This is a genomic window from Actinoplanes sp. NPDC048988, from assembly GCF_043197815.1.
Taxonomy (GTDB): domain Bacteria; phylum Actinomycetota; class Actinomycetes; order Mycobacteriales; family Micromonosporaceae; genus Actinoplanes.
Genome location: NZ_JBICTW010000007.1, coordinates 170,926 through 187,797, shown reverse-complemented (window position 1 = coordinate 187,797; position 16,872 = coordinate 170,926). Strand labels below are relative to the sequence as shown.

At 70.8% G+C, this 16,872-nt stretch carries 14 protein-coding genes and 2 pseudogenes; 9 read left to right on the top strand and 7 right to left on the bottom strand.

The genetic code is table 11. The features are described from left to right. Positions 1 to 43 precede the first annotated feature (43 nt). From ACGFJ7_RS23755 to ACGFJ7_RS23740, 4 genes are read left to right on the top strand one after another with little or no spacing between them, the layout of a single operon-like run. Complete coding sequence (locus tag ACGFJ7_RS23755; RefSeq protein WP_392643812.1) at positions 44 to 769, top strand: hypothetical protein; 726 nt, start codon at positions 44 to 46, stop codon at positions 767 to 769. Then, positions 766 to 1,074, top strand: a complete 309-nt coding sequence (locus ACGFJ7_RS23750) for a hypothetical protein (RefSeq protein ID WP_360255705.1) — start codon at positions 766 to 768, stop codon at positions 1,072 to 1,074. The genes ACGFJ7_RS23755 and ACGFJ7_RS23750 overlap by 4 nt, the downstream gene beginning before the upstream one ends. Next, entirely contained in the window at positions 1,067 to 1,687 is a 621-nt protein-coding gene (locus tag ACGFJ7_RS23745; RefSeq protein ID WP_392643810.1) for a hypothetical protein, read from the top strand. Before ACGFJ7_RS23750 ends, ACGFJ7_RS23745 begins: the two co-directional genes overlap by 8 nt. Further along, on the top strand, positions 1,681 to 5,721 hold the full coding sequence (locus tag ACGFJ7_RS23740) for a hypothetical protein (RefSeq protein WP_392643808.1): 4,041 nt from the start codon (positions 1,681 to 1,683) through the stop codon (positions 5,719 to 5,721). Before ACGFJ7_RS23745 ends, ACGFJ7_RS23740 begins: the two co-directional genes overlap by 7 nt. On the opposite strand, the gene ACGFJ7_RS23735 is transcribed toward ACGFJ7_RS23740, so the two are convergent. Then, complete coding sequence (locus ACGFJ7_RS23735; protein ID WP_392643806.1) at positions 5,718 to 6,581, bottom strand: NAD-dependent epimerase/dehydratase family protein; 864 nt, start codon at positions 6,579 to 6,581, stop codon at positions 5,718 to 5,720. The two genes, ACGFJ7_RS23740 and ACGFJ7_RS23735, sit on opposite strands and share 4 nt — an antisense overlap. A gap of 45 nt (positions 6,582 to 6,626) precedes the next feature. On the opposite strand from ACGFJ7_RS23735, the gene ACGFJ7_RS23730 reads away from it, so the two are divergent. After that, positions 6,627 to 7,373, top strand: coding sequence for a metallophosphoesterase (locus ACGFJ7_RS23730; RefSeq protein WP_392643805.1), 747 nt, complete (start codon positions 6,627 to 6,629; stop codon positions 7,371 to 7,373). On the opposite strand, the pseudogene ACGFJ7_RS23725 reads toward ACGFJ7_RS23730, so the two are convergent. Together ACGFJ7_RS23725 and ACGFJ7_RS23720 are read right to left on the bottom strand one after the other, a co-directional pair. Then, positions 7,370 to 7,690: pseudogene (locus ACGFJ7_RS23725) on the bottom strand (integrase core domain-containing protein); the annotation flags it as partial. The gene ACGFJ7_RS23730 and the pseudogene ACGFJ7_RS23725 overlap by 4 nt on opposite strands. A gap of 280 nt (positions 7,691 to 7,970) precedes the next feature. Then, positions 7,971 to 8,294 carry a putative quinol monooxygenase gene (locus tag ACGFJ7_RS23720; protein WP_392643803.1) on the bottom strand — a complete coding sequence of 108 codons (324 nt, stop codon included), beginning with the start codon at positions 8,292 to 8,294 and terminating at the stop codon, positions 7,971 to 7,973. Between ACGFJ7_RS23720 and ACGFJ7_RS23715 the strand changes: the two genes are divergently transcribed. After that, complete coding sequence (locus tag ACGFJ7_RS23715; protein ID WP_392643801.1) at positions 8,263 to 9,036, top strand: IclR family transcriptional regulator; 774 nt, start codon at positions 8,263 to 8,265, stop codon at positions 9,034 to 9,036. The two genes, ACGFJ7_RS23720 and ACGFJ7_RS23715, sit on opposite strands and share 32 nt — an antisense overlap. Here the strand turns inward: ACGFJ7_RS23715 and ACGFJ7_RS23710 are convergent. From ACGFJ7_RS23710 to ACGFJ7_RS23700, 3 genes and pseudogenes are all read right to left on the bottom strand, one after another. Next, the gene (locus ACGFJ7_RS23710; protein WP_392644014.1) at positions 8,949 to 9,284 is read right to left on the bottom strand and encodes an amidohydrolase family protein; all 336 of its coding nucleotides are present in this window, start codon (positions 9,282 to 9,284) and stop codon (positions 8,949 to 8,951) included. The genes ACGFJ7_RS23715 and ACGFJ7_RS23710 overlap by 88 nt on opposite strands. Beyond that, positions 9,239 to 9,544, bottom strand: a pseudogene (locus ACGFJ7_RS23705) (alcohol dehydrogenase catalytic domain-containing protein); the annotation flags it as partial. The gene ACGFJ7_RS23710 and the pseudogene ACGFJ7_RS23705, both read right to left, overlap by 46 nt. Before the next feature lie 160 nt (positions 9,545 to 9,704). After that, entirely contained in the window at positions 9,705 to 11,780 is a 2,076-nt protein-coding gene (locus ACGFJ7_RS23700; protein ID WP_360255720.1) for an MMPL family transporter, read from the bottom strand. A 123-nt stretch (positions 11,781 to 11,903) separates the two neighbouring features. Between ACGFJ7_RS23700 and ACGFJ7_RS23695 the strand changes: the two genes are divergently transcribed. The 3 genes from ACGFJ7_RS23695 to ACGFJ7_RS23685 are packed head-to-tail and all read left to right on the top strand — an operon-like array spanning position 11,904 to position 13,697. Continuing rightward, positions 11,904 to 12,167 carry a hypothetical protein gene (locus ACGFJ7_RS23695; RefSeq protein ID WP_360255722.1) on the top strand — a complete coding sequence of 88 codons (264 nt, stop codon included), beginning with the start codon at positions 11,904 to 11,906 and terminating at the stop codon, positions 12,165 to 12,167. An 11-nt stretch (positions 12,168 to 12,178) separates the two neighbouring features. After that, positions 12,179 to 12,664 carry an SsrA-binding protein SmpB gene (gene smpB, locus ACGFJ7_RS23690; RefSeq protein WP_097324300.1) on the top strand — a complete coding sequence of 162 codons (486 nt, stop codon included), beginning with the start codon at positions 12,179 to 12,181 and terminating at the stop codon, positions 12,662 to 12,664. A 1-nt stretch (position 12,665) separates the two neighbouring features. Continuing rightward, positions 12,666 to 13,697 (top strand): LLM class flavin-dependent oxidoreductase, encoded by a 1,032-nt coding sequence (locus tag ACGFJ7_RS23685; protein WP_392643799.1) that lies wholly within the window; start codon positions 12,666 to 12,668, stop codon positions 13,695 to 13,697. Here the strand turns inward: ACGFJ7_RS23685 and ACGFJ7_RS23680 are convergent. Further along, a complete protein-coding gene (locus ACGFJ7_RS23680; protein ID WP_392643797.1) occupies positions 13,663 to 16,764 on the bottom strand; it encodes an NACHT domain-containing protein in 3,102 nt (1,033 codons plus the stop codon). The genes ACGFJ7_RS23685 and ACGFJ7_RS23680 overlap by 35 nt on opposite strands. Positions 16,765 to 16,872: the final 108 nt, after the last annotated feature.

The following is a 16,872-nucleotide window of genomic DNA, read 5'->3' as shown; positions in this document are numbered from 1 at the left end:
CACTTCGGCGCAAGGGAAGCCGGCGCTGGTGGCGGGATGGTCCATGTCTGAACTGATCATGAAGACGTTTCTGGGCAACGCCCAACGGTTTCAGAAGACCAACGACCTGGCCGCCCTGGACCAGGCGATCGCGGCCGGCCGGACGGTGGTCGGCGCGGCCACGGACGTCGACGACTGGCGCCGGTACATCACCGTGCTGGCGCAGTCCCTGCTGGCCAAGTACAACGCACAGAACGACCGGGCGGCCCTGGCCGAGTGCGTGCAGGCCTTCCGGGCGGTAGCGCACAACCTGCCCGCCGAGCACCGGCTGCGCCCGGCGGTCTTCACCGGGCTGGGCGAGGCGCTGCGCGAGGTCGCCAAGACCGAACGCCGAGCCGACGCCGCCGACGAGGCGATCTACTGGTTCCAGATGTGTGCCGCGCAGCCGTCGAACCTGCGCGGCAAGGCGTTCTTCGGGGTCTCCACCTGCCTGCATATGAAGGCGAACTGGACGGGCGATCTGAACCTGTTGCGGGATTCCGTGCAGAACGCGCGGCACGCGGTGGCCTGTGCGGTGGACGACGGGCAGCGCGCCCTCCACCTGATCTACCTGGCCGCCGCGCTGGCGCTGCTCCATCGCCGCACCGAGCAGCCCGAGGTCATCCGCGAGGGCGTCGAGGCCGCGCGGGCGGCGATTCGGCTCAGCCCCGACGAACAGCAGCGCCGGACCTGGGAGAAGACCCTCATGCAACTGCAGGCCCAGGCCGCACTCGGCGGCTGGTACGAGTGAACGGCCACCAGCCCGTCGAGTACGAGCTCGTCCCCCAGCCGCCGCAGCCCTCCACCCGCGTCCGGCGCGACGACGAGACCGTCGTGCTGTCCACCTGTCCCCGGTGCCTCGGGCCGATGGCCCAGCTCGACGGGGAGGCGGCACCGGCGAAGGGGATCCGGTTCCCCCGCCGGCACACGGCCGTGCCGGCCTGGGAACCCGACGTCGTCGAGTGCCAATGCGGTCTGCCCCACCCCGGGCGGCCGGAGAACGCGCCGGCCTGGGGCTGTGGGGCCTTCTGGAACGAGTTGGCCACCGGTGGCTGACCGGGCCGGGCCGGCGCTGCCGACCCGGGACGATCTCCGCTGGGCGCGACTCGCCCGGGAGCTGCCGTTCGAGGAGCTTGAGGCGGCCCGCAAGCAGGCGGAGCAGTGGCGCAACGCGATCGGGGGCCTGACCGCGCTGCTCGGCGTCGCGGCCCTGGTCCGGGGACGCAACGATCTCACCAGCATCCCGTCGAACTGGCGCGTCTCGGTCGCCCTGGTCCTCGCGGCGGCCTTCCTCAGTCTTCTCCTCGCGTTCGCGCTGTCGGCGTACGCGTCGTTCGGCCGGCCCGGGGTGCGGATCCGCCTCAACGGCAGCGCCCTGCGCCGGTGGAGCGGCGCCCGGACGAGGCAGATCGGCCGTCTCGTCCCGGTCGCCGCGGCCGCCGCCGCGCTCGGCATCGTCCTCACCGGTTTCGCCGCGTTCCTCACCTGGTTCGCTCCCGCGACGGCCGGCCCGTCCCGGCCGTACGCCGTGCGTACCGCCACCGGCCAGCAATGCGGCGAGCTGATCGGCGTCGACCGGGGCCGGATGGTGCTGCGGACCGGACCGAACACCCTGTGGTCGACGCCCCTGGCGGAGGTCATCTCGATCAGCGAGGTGAAGGCATGTTGACGCGGCCGGATCTCGCCTTCGCCATCAGCGTCACCGAATACGACCACCCCGGCGCCGCCGCCCTGCCCCGCGGCCGCGACGAGGTCGACCGCGTCTTCGCCGCCCTGGAGAGCGGCGGCTTCACCGTCGACCCGGACCACCTGACCGGCCGGGTGGACCGCGAGAGCGTGCTCGCGTACCTCGCCCAGGCCGACCGCAAGGCCCGGCGGGTCGTTCTCTACTGGACCGGGCACGGTGTCTCCGACGAATCCGGCTCGTGGCTGTTCACCAGCGGAACCGACCCGGCCGATCCCGCGGGCACCGGCGCCCTGGACCCGGCCGCCATCGCGTCCGCGCTCGGCCGTCTGGTCGGGGCCGGTCAGGTCGTGATGATCCTCGACTGCTGCGGATCGGGTGACGCCGCGCTCGACATCGCCTCCGAGATCGTCACGAGGCGATCGCCGGACGTCGGTGACCACGAGAGCCTACCGGCCATCTCACTGATCAGCGCCACGTACGGAAGCGCCGAGGCGCAGCCGATGCTGTTCGCCAGCGCCCTCGCGGACGCCCTGACCAAGGGCCCGCCGTCCATGGTCTGGCCGGCCCAGCGCCGGGAGGTGACGCCGCAGGACCTCGCCGACGCGGCCTCGGCCTGGCTGCGCTCCAACCGGGCCACCCGGCTCCAGCGCGCCCGCGCGGCGGGGGTGCACGCCGGCAGCGGCTTCTTCGCCAATCCGCTGTACGACCTGGGCGCCCGCGATGTGCTCATCGGCGGTGACTTGTTCGTCCGGCGGACCGCCGTCCTCGACCGGATCGAGGCGTGGAGCCGCCGGGCCGGGCACGGGTTGTTCCTGCTGACCGGGTCCATCGGCACCGGGAAGTCCACGGTCGTCGACCAGTTGGCGGCCGACGGCGCGTGGACCAAGATGTCACTGTCCAAGCTGGACCTGCGGACCGCGACCGTCGACCTCGCCCGGCGTCTCCAGCTGATCGGCGAGCGGGACGACATACTTCCCGAGCAGTTGGTCGAGCGTTACGCCGCGGCGGGCGGCGGCAACCTCGCGTTCGACTCCCTGGACGAGGCGGATCCGGAGAATCGGCTGGAGATCGCCCGGCGGCTTCTGCTGCCGCTGGCCGCTCTGCCGGGCGGACGAATCCTCGTCAGCCGCCGGTCGGGCGCCGGCACGGCCGACGGCGCCGGCGAACTGGCCGAGCTGCGAGCCGGCGCCACCGGAGACGCCGACCTGGACGACGACGCCACCGCCGAGCAGGACATCCGGCGCCTGGCGACACGGATCCTCGAAGCGCGGCCCCTGTCGCCGTACCGGGGCAAGAGCGATCTGGCCCGCCGCGTCGGTGAGGTGATCGCCGCGCGCACCGGCGGCATCTTCTTCGTCGCCACCCACGTGGCGATCCACCTCACCCGGGCACCGAGGGCGCTGGAGCCGGAGGACCCCGATCTGGCCCGCATCCTCACCGAAGGAATCGGCGGCGTGGTCGCCAAGGACTTCCAGGACCGGGGCGTCGACGCCGACCGGCTGCTGGACCTGCTGACCCCGCTCGCGTGGGCCGCCGGCCGCGGTGTTCCGGTCCGCGGCGCCTGGCCGGCGATGGTCGACGCGTTGCGCCCGTCCCCGGGTTCACCGTCGGCCGAGGCCGACATCACCGCCGCGCTGGCGGAGATGGACGAGTTCGTGACGGCGACGGCCGCCGGCGGCGGCGAGCGGCGGTACCGGCTGCGCCACCTCGCGATCGCCGACTATCTGCGCAGCCGGTCGGGGCGGACCGACGAAGAGGCGAACAAGGCGATCGTCCGGGCGCTCAAGCCGGCGGCCGGTGGATGGCCCGCGACCTCCTGGTACGTCCGCGATCACCTGGTCGAGCACGCCGACCGCGCGGGTGTCGTGCCGGACCTGCTCGACGATCCGGACTTCATGGTCTTCTCCGAGCCGCGCCGCACCCTGGTCGCCGTGACCCGCGCGGAACGCGGCGACGCTGTCAAGGCCGGCTTCGACCTTTACCTGCGCGCCGGGCCCCGGCTCGCCGACAACTCCCTGGCCATGCGCGTCTTCCTGCTGGAGTCGCTGCGCCGGGAGGGAACCCGGGCCGACGCGCCGGAGGGCCCGTCGTTCTCGGTGGCCGCCCCGTGCCGGACGCGATGGACCACCGCCCGCGCGCCGTCCCGGCATCGGCTGATCCGCACCGGCCCGGACGACCCGGACATGTTCGCCGCCGTCCGGACCTCGGCCGGCGGGCGCATCGCCGTGACCACCAGGCACCCGGGTTCACCGGACTCCGGCATCGAGATCTGGGACCCCACCTTCACGGTGCCGCCGCGGGTGCTTCGCGGGCGGGCCGGCAAGGAGGTCACCGCGTTGACCGCGGCGCCGCGCGACGAGCGGGACGACATGCTGGTCGTCGCGTACGGCGGCGGCGGCAACTTCCTGGAGGGCCGCCTGCTCGACGGGGACCGGGTGATCTGGACCCACGAGGAGGTCCAGGCGCACGCCCTCTCGTGCGTGTGGGCCGGCGGTTCCTGGGCGGTCGCCGCGACCGACCTCTCCCGGGTCCGGCTGTTCCGGGCCTCCGACGGGAGCCCGCTCGGCACGATCGGCGGGGAGGGCGGCAACCCCAAGGGTGTGCTCGGCTTCCGCACCGGCGGCGTCGACGTCCTCTGCTACGTCACCGACAACGCGCTGACCTTCTGGGGCGCTGACCGCCTGGACCGGCTCGGTGTGGTCCGGCTGGACCAGCCGTGGTCGGCCGCCGCCATCGTCACGCACGACGCGACCCCGGTCATCGTCGGCGCCCGGGCCGACTCCCGCCTGGAACTGCGGGCGGCCGCGACGGGGCGGCAACTCGCCGTCGCGCCCGACCGGCTCAACACCATCGCCGATCACATCGTCCCGGTGGGCTCGGCGGTCGCGGTCGCCGCCGCGGACGAGATCTCGGTGTGGGGCACGCGTCCGCTGGAACGGGTCCATCGCTACACCGGGCACGCCGACCGGGTCAACGGCCTGGGCGTCGTCCGGGACGGCACGGACCGGAGCTACATCACCAGCGCCGCCCGGGACGGCACGGTGCGTGTCTGGTCCGATTCCCGCTCCACACACTGGAGCAAGTGGGATTCCGAACCACCGATCGGCTACTTCGAGCGCGTCCACTCGGCGAGTGTGGACGGGCGCCCGGTCATCCTCGTCGAGGACGTTCTGTCCTGGGTGCTCCTCGACGAGGACGACGGTTCGTTCGTGACCCGGTTCGACAAGAAACGCGCCCGTTCCCGCATGGCCGGCATGCAGTCCGACCTGGACCGTTTCGATGTCTGGGCGATCGCCCGGGCCCGGACCGACTCGCTGGCCATCGCCGGGCAGCACCAGGGCGTTCAGGAGATGTGGTCGGTCACCGACCGCGCCGACTACGGCCTGCCGACGCCCGGCTCGCCGAGCGACCACGGGTGCCGGGTGCTGGTGCACACGCCGGAGGGGCCGATGCTGGTCACCGGCGACGGGGGGAACCCGATCGGCGTCTTCCGGCTCACCGGCGGCCGGCTGTGCACGCTTCAGGCGCCGCCGGGGGCGCGGGCGCGGCTCACCGTGACCACCGGGGCCACGGATCTCGTCCTGGTGGAGAACCCGGACGGCACCCTCGCGGTGCACGACCCGATCGACGGCCTCGTTCGCATCCGGCTGCCGCTGGGCGAGACGTCGGCCACGCCGCTGGCCGCTGTCGCCGACCTGGGTCAGGGCACCGCCGCGGCGCTGGTCGCAACGGGCGAGCTGGGCGTCCAGTGGCTCGACGCCCAGGGCCGGCGGCGTCCCGTGGCGGATCGCGGGTACCGGCAGCGGGCGACCGTCGTCCGGGTCGCCGACGGCCACTTCCTGGTCCTGGCCGACCGGGACCGGGTGCTGCTGATACGTCCCGCCGACGGCTCCATCGCCACCGCGATCCCCTTCGTGGGCCCGGTCAACGACGTCATCTCCCCGGCACCCGGCCGCCTCTGCCTGATCGCCTCCGCCCGCGTCGTCCTGGTCGAGCTGGCCGACACCTTGCGCTAGCCTTCCGCGCGCCGCCAGGAGTGCTGGGGCTCGTAACCGAGCAGGCGGCGGGCCTTGTCGATGGAGAGCAGGGTTTCGTTTCCGGTGAGCTCGCGGGTGACCGGGATGTCCGGGAAGTACTCGGCGGCCAGCGAGGCGCTGGACCGGCTCATCACGGTGTCGGCGTTGGCGATCACGAAGACCTCCATGCCCGTGGCGTCGTAGGTGAGGGCCCGCCGGACGGCCTGGGCGCCGTCGCGGGCGTCGATGTAGCCCCACAGGTTCCAGATGCGCTGCCGGGGGTCGGCGTCGAACGACGGGAAAGCCTCGTAGTCGGCGGGCTCCATCACGTTCGAGAAGCGCAGCCCGATCGCGGTCAGATCGGGGTTCCACCGGCAGAACTGCTCGGCCATCGTCTCCTCGAGATGCTTGGAGAGTGAGTACGAGGTCTCGGGCCGGGCCGGATAGTCCTCGTCGACCGGGATGTACGGCGGCGGGTTCTCCGGCCCGAGCGGCAGCCCCAGCAGCGTCTCGCTGGAGGCCCACACGATCCGGCGGATGCCGGCGAGGCGGGCCGCGGCGAACACGTTGTAGCTGGCGGTGATGTTGTTGGTGAACGTGGCCGCGTTCGGCCGCAGGCCCGGTGCGGGGATCGCGGCCAGGTGCACGACGGCGTCGATGCCGTCGTAGCGGTCGTCGATGGCGGTCAGCGCCTCGGCCACCTGCCCGTAGTCGGTGAGGTCGACCAGCGTGAACGGGGCCGACGGCTCCCGGGGCGCGACCCGGTCGAGGTTGACGACCTGGTAGTCGTGGTCGAGCAGGTCCTGAACGACGGCGCGGCCCAGTTTGCCGCTGCCGCCGGTGACGGCGATGCGAGGCATGTCTCTCCTCGGGTGGTGGTGGCTCCCGGATTCTAAGCTTGTTTCATGGCGCGGATCATGGTGGTGGGCGACGTCGGGGGTTTCCCCGGCGAGCTGGCCCGCGTCACGGGCGACGGCGAGGCGGTCGTCGTGCAGGTGGGCGATCTGGTCGACCGCGGGCCGGACAGCGCCGGGGTGCTCGACGTGGTGCGGCGGCGGCTCGAAAGCGACCCCCGGCGGTGGGTGCAGCTGATCGGCAACCACGAGTGGCAGTACCTGGGCGGTGACCGGTTCTGGCCGGAGCCGCTGCCCGAGACCGCGGCGGAGCTGCTGCGGGACTGGTGGCGCCGGGAGTGGATGGGGGTCGCGGCGGCGGTACGGGCGGCGGACGGGGAGGAGTTCCTGATCACCCACGCCGGGCTGACCGTCGAGGCCTGGCGGCAGCTGGGCGAGCCGGTCACGGCGGCCACGACGGCGGCGCTGCTGAACACGCGGCCGGACGAGGTGGTGGGCAGCTACCGGGGGCCGCTGTGGGCCTCGGCCGGTTCCGAGGTGTACGAGTCGTGGCTGCGCGAGGCCACGCCGATGCCGTTCTCACAGGTACACGGCCACGACACGATCGTCGACTTCACCCGGCGGCAGTGGCGGTGCGGCGAACGGCTACGGCAGCGCTCAGCCGCCGACTGGGAGGCTCGCCACACGGTGACCCGGGTGAGCGGCGCCCGCTTCATCGGCGTCGACCCCAAACACGGCACGACGGGCGCCCCGTCCTGGTCACCCTTGATCCTCGACGGGGCGACCCTGCTGACCTAGGTGTGATGTCCGGCCAGGTTGTTCAACCGGGTGATGCCGATGGCGGTGTGGGGTCGGTGATGGTTGTCATCGTGTAGGAACGCTGGCAGAGCTGCGCGCCGGGCCTTTTCGCTGGTGTAGGGCTTGGCGAAGGCCCAGCCGTCGGCCAATGTGCGGTGGAACCGTTGGTTCGCGGCCGGTATGGCCGGGGTTTTCACGGTGAGGCCGAGCTCGGCGCAGGTCGAGGTCCAGAGCCGGGATATGCAGGCCTAGCCGTTGTCCGAGAGCACCCGATCGACGGTGACACCGCGCTCGGCGAACCAGATGACTGCGCGGCGCCCATCATCCTCAGATCGAGTGGTCACACTCCCTCGACCAACGTCTCCGAGCATCACACCTGGGCGTGCAGCCCGACGAGGGCCACCCGCCCGGGCGCGACGGTGGCGGGGCGGCGGGTGAAGCACGCCGGGGTCGAGCGCGACCGCTCACGCAGGTCGCCCGGGTGGGGTGAGCGTTCTGGGCGCGCAGCGCCCTGCTCGCCCCGCCCGGGCCCTCGACGGGAGTTGCGGTCCGTACCCACCACCCCGCTACGACATTCCGCTTCTGACTTCGATGTCCTTAACGGACCGCCAACTCGCCCAGCTCCGACCAATCGCTCTGGTCGACGTTCTGGCTGATGATCTTCGGGGTGGCCACCAGGTAGGGCGGCAGATCCTGCTGCGCCTGCTTGAAGTGGGCGCTTCCGACGTGGGCCGCGCCCGCGTCTCCGTCGCGGAAGGCCTCGACCAGAACGTACTCGTTGGGGTCGTCCAGGCTGCGTGACCAGTCGAACCACAGGCATCCGGACTCGGCCCGGGTGGCCTCGGTGAACGGGCGGGAGATTCGCGGCCAGTCGTCGGCGTGCTCGGGCTTGATCGAGAACTTGGCGGTAATGAAAATCATCTTGGAAAACACACACCTTTCGCACGATCAGTCATCTGGGTTTCCTCGGTTCGTCGCGGCGGCGCCCGGCCCGGTGACGGCCAAGGAGCTGTCGAAAGCTCTCGGCCTCACCCTGCCGACGACGTATCACCTGCTCACGACGTTGGTGGGTGGGGGCTATCTGCTGCATCTGGCCGATGCCCGGGCCTACGCGCTCGGGCACCGGGTCGACGATCTCGCCCGAGGGCTGCGCCGGCAGATCGCGGTGCCGCCCGAGGTGCGCCGGGTGGCGTCGGTCGTGCGTCGGGAGGCGCGGGCGGCGGCCTACTACGCGGCGCTGCGGGACGAGGAGATGATCGTGGCGCACGTTGAGGAGTGCCCCGAACATCCGCGGATCAACCCGCTGGGGGTGGGTTTTCACCAGGTGCCGCATGCGACCGCCTTCGGGAAGTTGATGCTGGCCATGCTGCCGGGGCTGCTCGACGGGGTGCGGTTGCCCGGCGTGACCTCGTCGACCGTCACCGAGCGTTCGGTGCTGGACCGGCAGTTGCGGCAGGTGACCGGCACCGGGCTGGCCCTCGAGGTGGACGAGTTCCAGGCGGGGCTGAGCTGCATGGCGGCGCCGGGGACGCCGCGCCGCGTTCAGGCCGAGCATCTTCCGCTTGGTGGTGGCGGTCAGTTCGCCGTACTCGCGCGCATGTCGTCCGGGATCTGGAAGCCGGCGAACTCCTTGATCAGCCACTGGGGCTGCCAGCCGGCGTAGTCGCTGCCGAACAGCAGGCGGTCTTCGCCGAGCCAGTAGAGCAGCTCGCCGATGATCTGCGCGAAGTAGCGGGGCCGGCTGTGCAGGAACGGCATGGCCATGGCGCGGCCGCCGTAGACGTTGGGTTCCTGGGCGTTGGCGGACCGGCGGTCACGACCTCGTGGGCGCCCAGCTGGGACGCGAACTCGCGGGCGCGCGGGTTCGGGTCGACCACCACCACCCGGGCCGCGGTCATCGCGACCAGGCACTGGACGCCGATGTGGCCGAGACCGCCGGCGCCGATCACGACGCAGGTCGCGCCCGGGAACCGCGAGTTCTCGCAGTGCACGTCGTCGCCGCGCCGGCACGGCCCGCACAGCCCGCAGGTCACCAGCGGGTGCAGGATCACGGCGTCGCCCGGCGCCACGTTGCTCACGGCCGGGCCGACCTCGCGCACCCAGCCCGCGTTCTCGTGCCCGATCACGTAGGGCAGCTGGACGCCGGACTTCTCGGCCCACTGCCCCTCCACGATGTGCAGGTCGGTGCGGCAGAGCCCGGCCGCACCGACCTGGACCAGCACATCGAAGGGCCCGGTCACCCTCGGCTCCGGGATGTCGTCGATTGAGGGCCTTTTCCGTACGCGTGTACTCGAACAGCCTTCATGGCCCGGACTCTGCGCCGTGGCCGCCCTAGTGGGTCAGCTCCGGTTCAGATGGTGACAACGGCTTCTCCCCCGGCTCGGGCGCGGCCAGCTTCGACGGCCACCACATGTGCCGGCCGACGTCCAGGTTCAGCGCCGTGACCAGCACCGACCGCACGATCAGGGTGTCCAGCAGGACGCCGAAGGCCACCGCGAAGCCGATCTCCACGAAGGACACCAGGGGCAGGCTGGCCAGCGCCGCGAACGTGCCCGCGAGCACGATGCCGGCCGAGGTGATCACCCCGCCGGTGGCGGCCAGGCCGATCAGCGCGCCCTTGCGGGTGCCGTGCTGCTGGGCCTCCTCCCGCACCCGGGTCATCAGGAAGATGTTGTAGTCGATGCCGAGCGCGACCAGGAACACGAAGACGAACAGCGGGAACGACGTGTCCTCGGCCGGGAAGTCGAAGATGTAGCGGAACACCAGCACGCTCACGCCGAGGGCGGCCGCGAACGACAGCACCACCGTGGCGATCAGAATCAAAGGCGCCACGATCGCCCGCAGCAGCAGCCCCAGGATGATCAGCACGACCAGCAGCACGAGCGGGATGATGAGCCGGTTGTCGTGCTTGTTGGCGTTGTTGATGTCGAGCAGCGCGGCCGAGGTCCCGCCCACTATGGCGTCGGCGCCGGGAACGGCGTGCACCGCGTCGCGGACCCGTTCGACGGTCCGCTGTGCCTCCTCGCTGTCGGGCGAGGACTCCAGGGTGCCGTCGATCAGCGCCTTGCCGTCCTTGACCACCGGGTCGGCCACCGCGGTGATCCCGTCGACGCCCGCGAACGCCGTCTTGACCTCGGCCGCGGCGCCCGCGCTGGCGATGACGGTGACCGGCTGGCCGCCGCCCGCCGGGAAGTGCGCGGCCAGGACCTGCTCGGCCTTCACCGACGGCTGCTCGGTGGTGAACTGCTCGGCCGTGGTGAGGCCGACCGCGTTGAGCTGGAGCAGACCGAGGGCCATGGCGCCGAGGGCCAGGGCGGTGCCGATCCACACCCGGCGGGGCCGCTTGGCGATCCGGCCGCCGAGCCGGGCCCAGAATCCGGTCGCCGTCGGCTCGGCCGTGCCGAACTTCGGCTTGACCGGCCAGAACAGCCAGCGCCCGCAGATCACCAGCATGGCCGGCAGCAGGGTGACCATCGCGGCCAGGCCGACCACGACGCCGATGGCGGCGACCGGGCCGAGGCCGCTGGTCGAGTTCAGCTCGGCCAGGGTCAGGATCGACATGCCGATGGCGACGGTGGCGGCGCTGGCGATGATGGCCGGGCCGGCCCGGTGCAGGGCGAGCTGCATCGCCTCGTGCCGGTCCTCGTGGCGTCTGAGCTCTTCCCGGTATCGGGCCACCAGCAGCAGCGCGTAGTCGGTGCTGGCGCCGAAGACGAGAACCGTCAGGATGCCGGCGCTCTGCGCGTTCACCACCAGGTCGGCGTACTTGGCCAGCAGGTAGATGACCGCCTGGGCGGCGACCAGGGCCACGCCGGCGCTGATGATCGGGAACAGCCAGAGGACCGGACTTCGGTAGGTGATCAGCAGGATGATCGCGACCACGATCAGGGTGGTGTAGAGCAGCGTGCCGTCGATGCCGGCGAAGGCGTCGGCCGAGTCGGCCGCATTGGCCACCGGACCGGCGAGATAAGCGCCCGGACCAGCCACCTGTCTTATCTGGTCGGCTACATCCGGCAATGCCTCCCAGCCATCGGCGTCGATCTTGACAGGAACGATGATCTGAACAGCCTGCTTGTCCTGCGATGGAATCGGCCCGATGACCTCGCCCGTCACGCCGGGCACGTTCTTCATCTCGGCCGCGGCCTTCTGGGCCTGCGCCATGTCGGCCTCGGTGATGCCGCTGGTCCGCTCGTAGATGACGATCGCGGGTGCGATGTCGTCCGGCTGGAACGCGCGGCTCTCCTCGATGACCTGCGTCGACTCGGCCCCACCGGGCAGCCAGGCCGAATTGTCGTTCTTCTCGACGCTGCCCAGCTTTCCGGCGAGCGGCGCGGTCAGGACCAGGATCACGATCCACAGGCCCAGCACGATCCACTTGGCACGGCGGCCGCAGACAAATCTCCCCATGATGAATTCCCCCCGGCGCGCAGCGTAAGCCCGCCGCTACCGGGCGGGAAGCCCCCGAACGCCTACCTCAGGGTTATCTCAGGGGAGATCCACAGCGGACGATGATGGTGAATAATCCTTCGGGTGACGAACTGGGAATACGCTCGGCTCGAGTACCGCTCCGCGGGCACGCTCGGCGCCGACCGCTTCATGGACTGGACAGCGACCTTCCACCACCCCGGTGGCACGCTGCGCTGGGGCACCGACGAGCGCTACGACGACCTGCGCCACCTCAACCGGGCCGGCGCGGCCGGCTGGCAGGCGTACGACCGGGCCGCGATGCACGTGCACAACGAGCCGCACCGGTTGAGCAGTGTCACGTACTCGATGCGCCGTCCCGTGCCCTAAATTCAATAGGCGTGAGCAAGGAAACCGGCCGCAAGCTGATCGCCTCGAACAAGAAGGCCCGGCACGACTACGCCATCCTCAAGACCTGGGAGGCGGGACTCGTGCTGGCCGGCACCGAGGTGAAGTCGCTGCGCGAGGGCCGCGCCTCGCTGGTCGACGCGTTCGCCGCCGAGCACGAGGGCGAGATCCTGCTCTACGGCCTGCACATCGCGGAGTACGGGTACGGCAGCTGGACCAACCACGCCCCGCGCCGTACCCGCAAGCTCCTGCTGCACAAGCAGGAGATCGTCAAGATCCTGTCCCAGCTGAACGACGGCAACGGGCTCACCCTGGTTCCGCTGTCGATGTACTTCAGCGAGGGCTGGGCGAAAGTCGAGCTCGGGATGGCGCGCGGCCTCAAGTCGTACGACAAGCGTCAGGTGATGGCCAAGCGCGACGCCGAGAAGGAGATCGCGCGCGAGATGGGCCGCCGCCTGAAGGGCAGAACCCGCCGGTAGGATGATCATGGTGGAATTCGGACTTGATACGTTCGGCGACGTCACCGCCGACAGTCACGGCAAGCGCCTCCCCTACGCGGAGGTGATCCGCAACGTCGTCGAGCAGGCCATGCTCGCCGAGAAGGTCGGCGTCGACGCCTTCGGCCTGGGCGAGCACCACCGCGACGACTTCGCCGTCTCCGCCCCCGAGATCGTGCTGGCCGCCATCGCCGCCCGCACCTCGACGATCAAGCTGGGCACGGCGGTGACGGTCCTGAGCTCGGACGACCCCGTACGCGTCTTCGAACGCTTCGCGACCCTGGACGCGGTGTCGAACGGCCGCGCCGAGATCACGCTCGGCCGCGGCTCCTTCACCGAGTCGTTCCCGCTGTTCGGCTTCGACCTGCACGACTACGAGAAGCTGTTCGAGGAGAAGGCCGAGCTGATGGCGGAACTCCTCAAAGAGGGTCCCGTCACCTGGTCCGGCACGGTCCGCCCGCCCCTGACCGACCAGCAGGTCTACCCCAAGTCCTCCTCGGGCCGCATCCCGACCTGGATCGGCGTGGGCGGCAGCCCCGAGTCGGTGGTCCGCGCCGCCAAGTACGGCTTCCCCCTGGCCCTGGCCATCATCGGCGGCGAGCCGGTGCGCTTCGCGCCGTACGTGGAGCTTTACCACCACGCCCTGAAGGAGTTCGGCCAGCCGGACCAGCCGGTCGCCGTGCACTGCCCCGGCTTCGTCGCCGACACGGACGAGGAGGCGGTGGAGACCTTGTGGCCGCACGCCCGCACGATGCTGAACCGCATCGGCCGCGAACGGGGCTGGCCACCCATGGCCCGCGACCGCTTCGACCACGACATCACCGAGGGCGCCTGGCACGCCGGCTCCCCCGAGACGGTGGCCCAGAAGATGGCCCGCACCATCAAGGAGCTGGGCATCCAGCGCTTCGACCTGAAGTACTCGGCCGGCACACTCCCCCACGAGCAGATGATGAGATCCATCGAGCTGTACGGCACCCAGGTCATCCCGCGCGTGCGGGAGCTTCTGGGCTCGTAGCGGGGACGTCGAGCAACAGCCGCAGGGCCTGAGCAAGGTCCTGCGGCCCGGCGTCGGGCAGTGCCGCCCGCAACTCCCGCCAGGCCTCCGACGGCTCCTCCAGACGAATAGCGTCCATCATCGCCGCCATGGGAATTCCCTCGTAGAGACGGGGCGCCCGCAAATCCTCGGTTGCCTCTAGCAAAGCGGGAATACGGCACACCGCGGCGGCCACCGTGGGGCGATATTTTGGATCATCGGTCAGTATGCGCACGATAGCGACAAAGTCCTCATCGGCTCGGCCGTCGGCCGGAAAACGCGCCACCACCCGGGAAATGAGCCCACGAATCTCATCGAGCTGCTCAGTGGCCGTTCCGGGGGGCGGCATGGAGACGAACCACATCGGGCCGCAGCCCGCCGCCTCTGCCACCAACCAGAGCCGCATCCTGGTGTACCAGTCCGGAGCTTCCCAGCCGACCTGCCGGTTCACCGTGGCACCGATGGCGTAGTTCTGCAAGGTGCCGTCATCGCCGATCAACTCGTAGTAGCTCATCTCGGCTATCGGAGTGATCCAGCTTTGCGGGCCGGTCCCCCGCCCGATCACGGCGGTATCGGTCTCGGACAACCTGAAGAAGCCGAGCATGGCGTGCCAGCCTTCGGCGCCCAGTCCGCACCGCCACAACATCACGGCCTCTCGCCAGTGCGTCATGACCGGCTCCGGCAGAAGGTCGGCCAGGCGCAACGTTCCGTCGGCGGGCTCGCACGCCATGCGCAGCAGGAACAAATTGGCGGAATAGGCCGACAGCTCACGCAGGTGGTCGATGCCGGACGGCCAGTAGCCCGCGCTGCGGGGCGGGCGAGCGCCCTGGCGGAACTGCCGGATCAGCGCCGTCAACGCCGCCGCAATGCCCCTTCGCTCCCGCTCACCGAGCCCGCCGAGCATCTCGGTGGTGAACTGTTCGATCGGCCGGCGCGTGGCCAGCGCCTGGTGCGACAGCAGCGTCCGCAGCTGACCGTCGTCCGGTTCCCGCTCACGCCACCCGCCGGAGGCTTTGTCGGCGATGTCCCGCAGCTCCTCGACGACCTTACGGGCGATCAGATATTCGCCGAACGTGGCGTGCAGGAACTCGTAGATTCGTTCGGTTCGGTGCAGGCCCACCGCCTCGGCGGCGTGCACGAAGAAGAACTCTGCGAGCAGCCGCCGGCCGGTCACCTCGGGGCGCTCCGCCGCCCGATTGACTCCGGCCAGGGCGGTCAGGTCGTCGCCGAGCTCCGCCTCCGAGACGTGCTGCCGCCCGCGGTTGAACATGGCGAGGGCGGCCACGCAAAGCCGGTCGATGGCGGCCGTGGTCGCGTCGTGGGCCTCAGCGGACTTCTTCTTCTCCGCCTCGCGCCGGACAAAGGTCGTGATCAGCCTTTCGTAGAGGGCGGTGATCGACATGCCGGCGTCGAGGGCCGGAGTGGCCGGGTCCGCCGCATAGATCGCCAGCAGGAGAAGCAGCAGCGGTTGCGAGGCCAGGTGAGGTTGCCGGAGCACGACCCCGAGCGTGAGGCGGCGCACGTCACCCGCCGCGATGCCGAGCGCGTTGCTGGTATTCCAGCGCCGAAGCCACTCCCGCGTCTGCTCCTGCTCGAATTCCTCGAGCTTGACCACGAACAGGGTGCGCGGGGTGTCCACCCGCTCGGCCACGACCGTCCGGGAGGTGACCACCACGGACACGGGCCGTTCCTGATCCCGCTCGAGCCGCTGGAACGCGGCCACCTCCTGCAGATATCCGCTACGGTCCGACGGGCTCGCCTGCAACAACTCGTCGAGCCCGTCGAGGATCACGACCCGGCGCTTGCCCCCGGCCCGGCCCGCGAGTTCGGCCCAGGCGATCTCGGTGTTCGTGGCGAGCCGCAGACCCTCCTCGATCTGGTTCAAGACCGGAGCGTGGGCACTGACCGCTCGCAGGGGAACCCACACGACGACGAAGTCCGTCTCCGCCAGCCGCGCGGCGAGGATCTTCGTCAACATGGATTTGCCGGCACCTGGATGACCGAGGACGAGCATCGGCAGTTCCGCGCCCTCGCGCGACCCGGCACGCGTGCCGAGGGTCGCGAGCAGATCGGTTCGCAGCGGTTGCCCTGCCCACCAGGTCTCGTCGCCGATCCGGGTGTCCTCGGCCACCTGGCAACCGCGGTACCGCGGTTCGATGAACAGGTCATCGATCAGAGGGAAGGTGATCGGTGTGCTCTCCCGGTCCACGCCGCCTGGCACCACGCGCTCCCGCAGCCGGGCCCGGTTGGCCCGGACCAGTCCCACCGCGGGGTCCAGAGGCCGCTCCCGCTCGATCAGGCCGGCGAGGACGTCGATCCGGTGACGGGTAGCAGCGTGCTCCGAGAGGTCGATTCGGATCGCCATCTCGGGGACGGCGACGGCAAGGTCCTCGTAATACGACTGATAGCGCCGGACGGCGTCATCGGCGAGCACGTAGACGTCGAACATCCGGAAGCCGTCGAGCCCGGCCAGAAAACGCTGCGTGCGCTTCCCGAGGTCGAGCATCCAATCCCGGACCACGTCCAGGTTCTCGACGAAGCCGGCGCTCGCATCGGGAGCGTCGAGCTTCCGCAGGTACAGGCAGTCGATCAATTGGTCGCGTTCCGACGCACGAGATCCGGTCAGCAGCGCCCGCCGGTCCTCGTCGGTCAGGCCGGCGGCGATCCGGCGCCGCTGCACCTCCTCGAAGAAGGCGGCAGCGGCGATCGTCGTGTGCGCCGCGTCGATCAACTCGGTGCGGCGGGCCGGGTCTGACACTCCTTCGATCGTGGGTGCCAGCCGGCCGACCGCCCGTCGCAACAACGCGATGGCCTCGTTCTTCTGATCCACCCAGCCCCACAGGGCGGCGATCAGTCCGGCCGGCGCCAGGGCGGCACCGCCGACGGCGGCGACCCCCGCGCCCACGCCGGCCGCCAGGATGAGGCCACCCAGTGCGGCGTCCAGTTTGTCGACACCCGGCGTCCCGGCCCGACCCAAAATCTCCAATGCACCTCGGAAAGACACCGCTGATTGGCTCCGCACACACCGAATGGTAGCCACGGTCGTCATGTGATCACTCGGCGTAGTTCACGCCGGCGGCTGGTCACGGGCGTACTGCTCGACCCGCCTCGGCTGCGCCGTCGGCACGCCCGCTGACAGACGAGCGCCCCGTCTCGG

Coding starts and splice junctions, on each gene's coding strand:
- ACGFJ7_RS23700 (WP_360255720.1), bottom strand. CDS start 11,780: ATGGGGAGATTTGTCTGCGGCCGCCGTGCCAAGTGGATCGTGCTGGGC.
- ACGFJ7_RS23755 (WP_392643812.1), top strand. CDS start 44: ATGTCTGAACTGATCATGAAGACGTTTCTGGGCAACGCCCAACGGTTT.
- ACGFJ7_RS23740 (WP_392643808.1), top strand. CDS start 1,681: ATGTTGACGCGGCCGGATCTCGCCTTCGCCATCAGCGTCACCGAATAC.
- ACGFJ7_RS23720 (WP_392643803.1), bottom strand. CDS start 8,294: ATGATTTTCATTACCGCCAAGTTCTCGATCAAGCCCGAGCACGCCGAC.
- ACGFJ7_RS23680 (WP_392643797.1), bottom strand. CDS start 16,764: ATGACGACCGTGGCTACCATTCGGTGTGTGCGGAGCCAATCAGCGGTG.
- ACGFJ7_RS23730 (WP_392643805.1), top strand. CDS start 6,627: ATGGCGCGGATCATGGTGGTGGGCGACGTCGGGGGTTTCCCCGGCGAG.
- ACGFJ7_RS23735 (WP_392643806.1), bottom strand. CDS start 6,581: ATGCCTCGCATCGCCGTCACCGGCGGCAGCGGCAAACTGGGCCGCGCC.
- ACGFJ7_RS23685 (WP_392643799.1), top strand. CDS start 12,666: ATGATCATGGTGGAATTCGGACTTGATACGTTCGGCGACGTCACCGCC.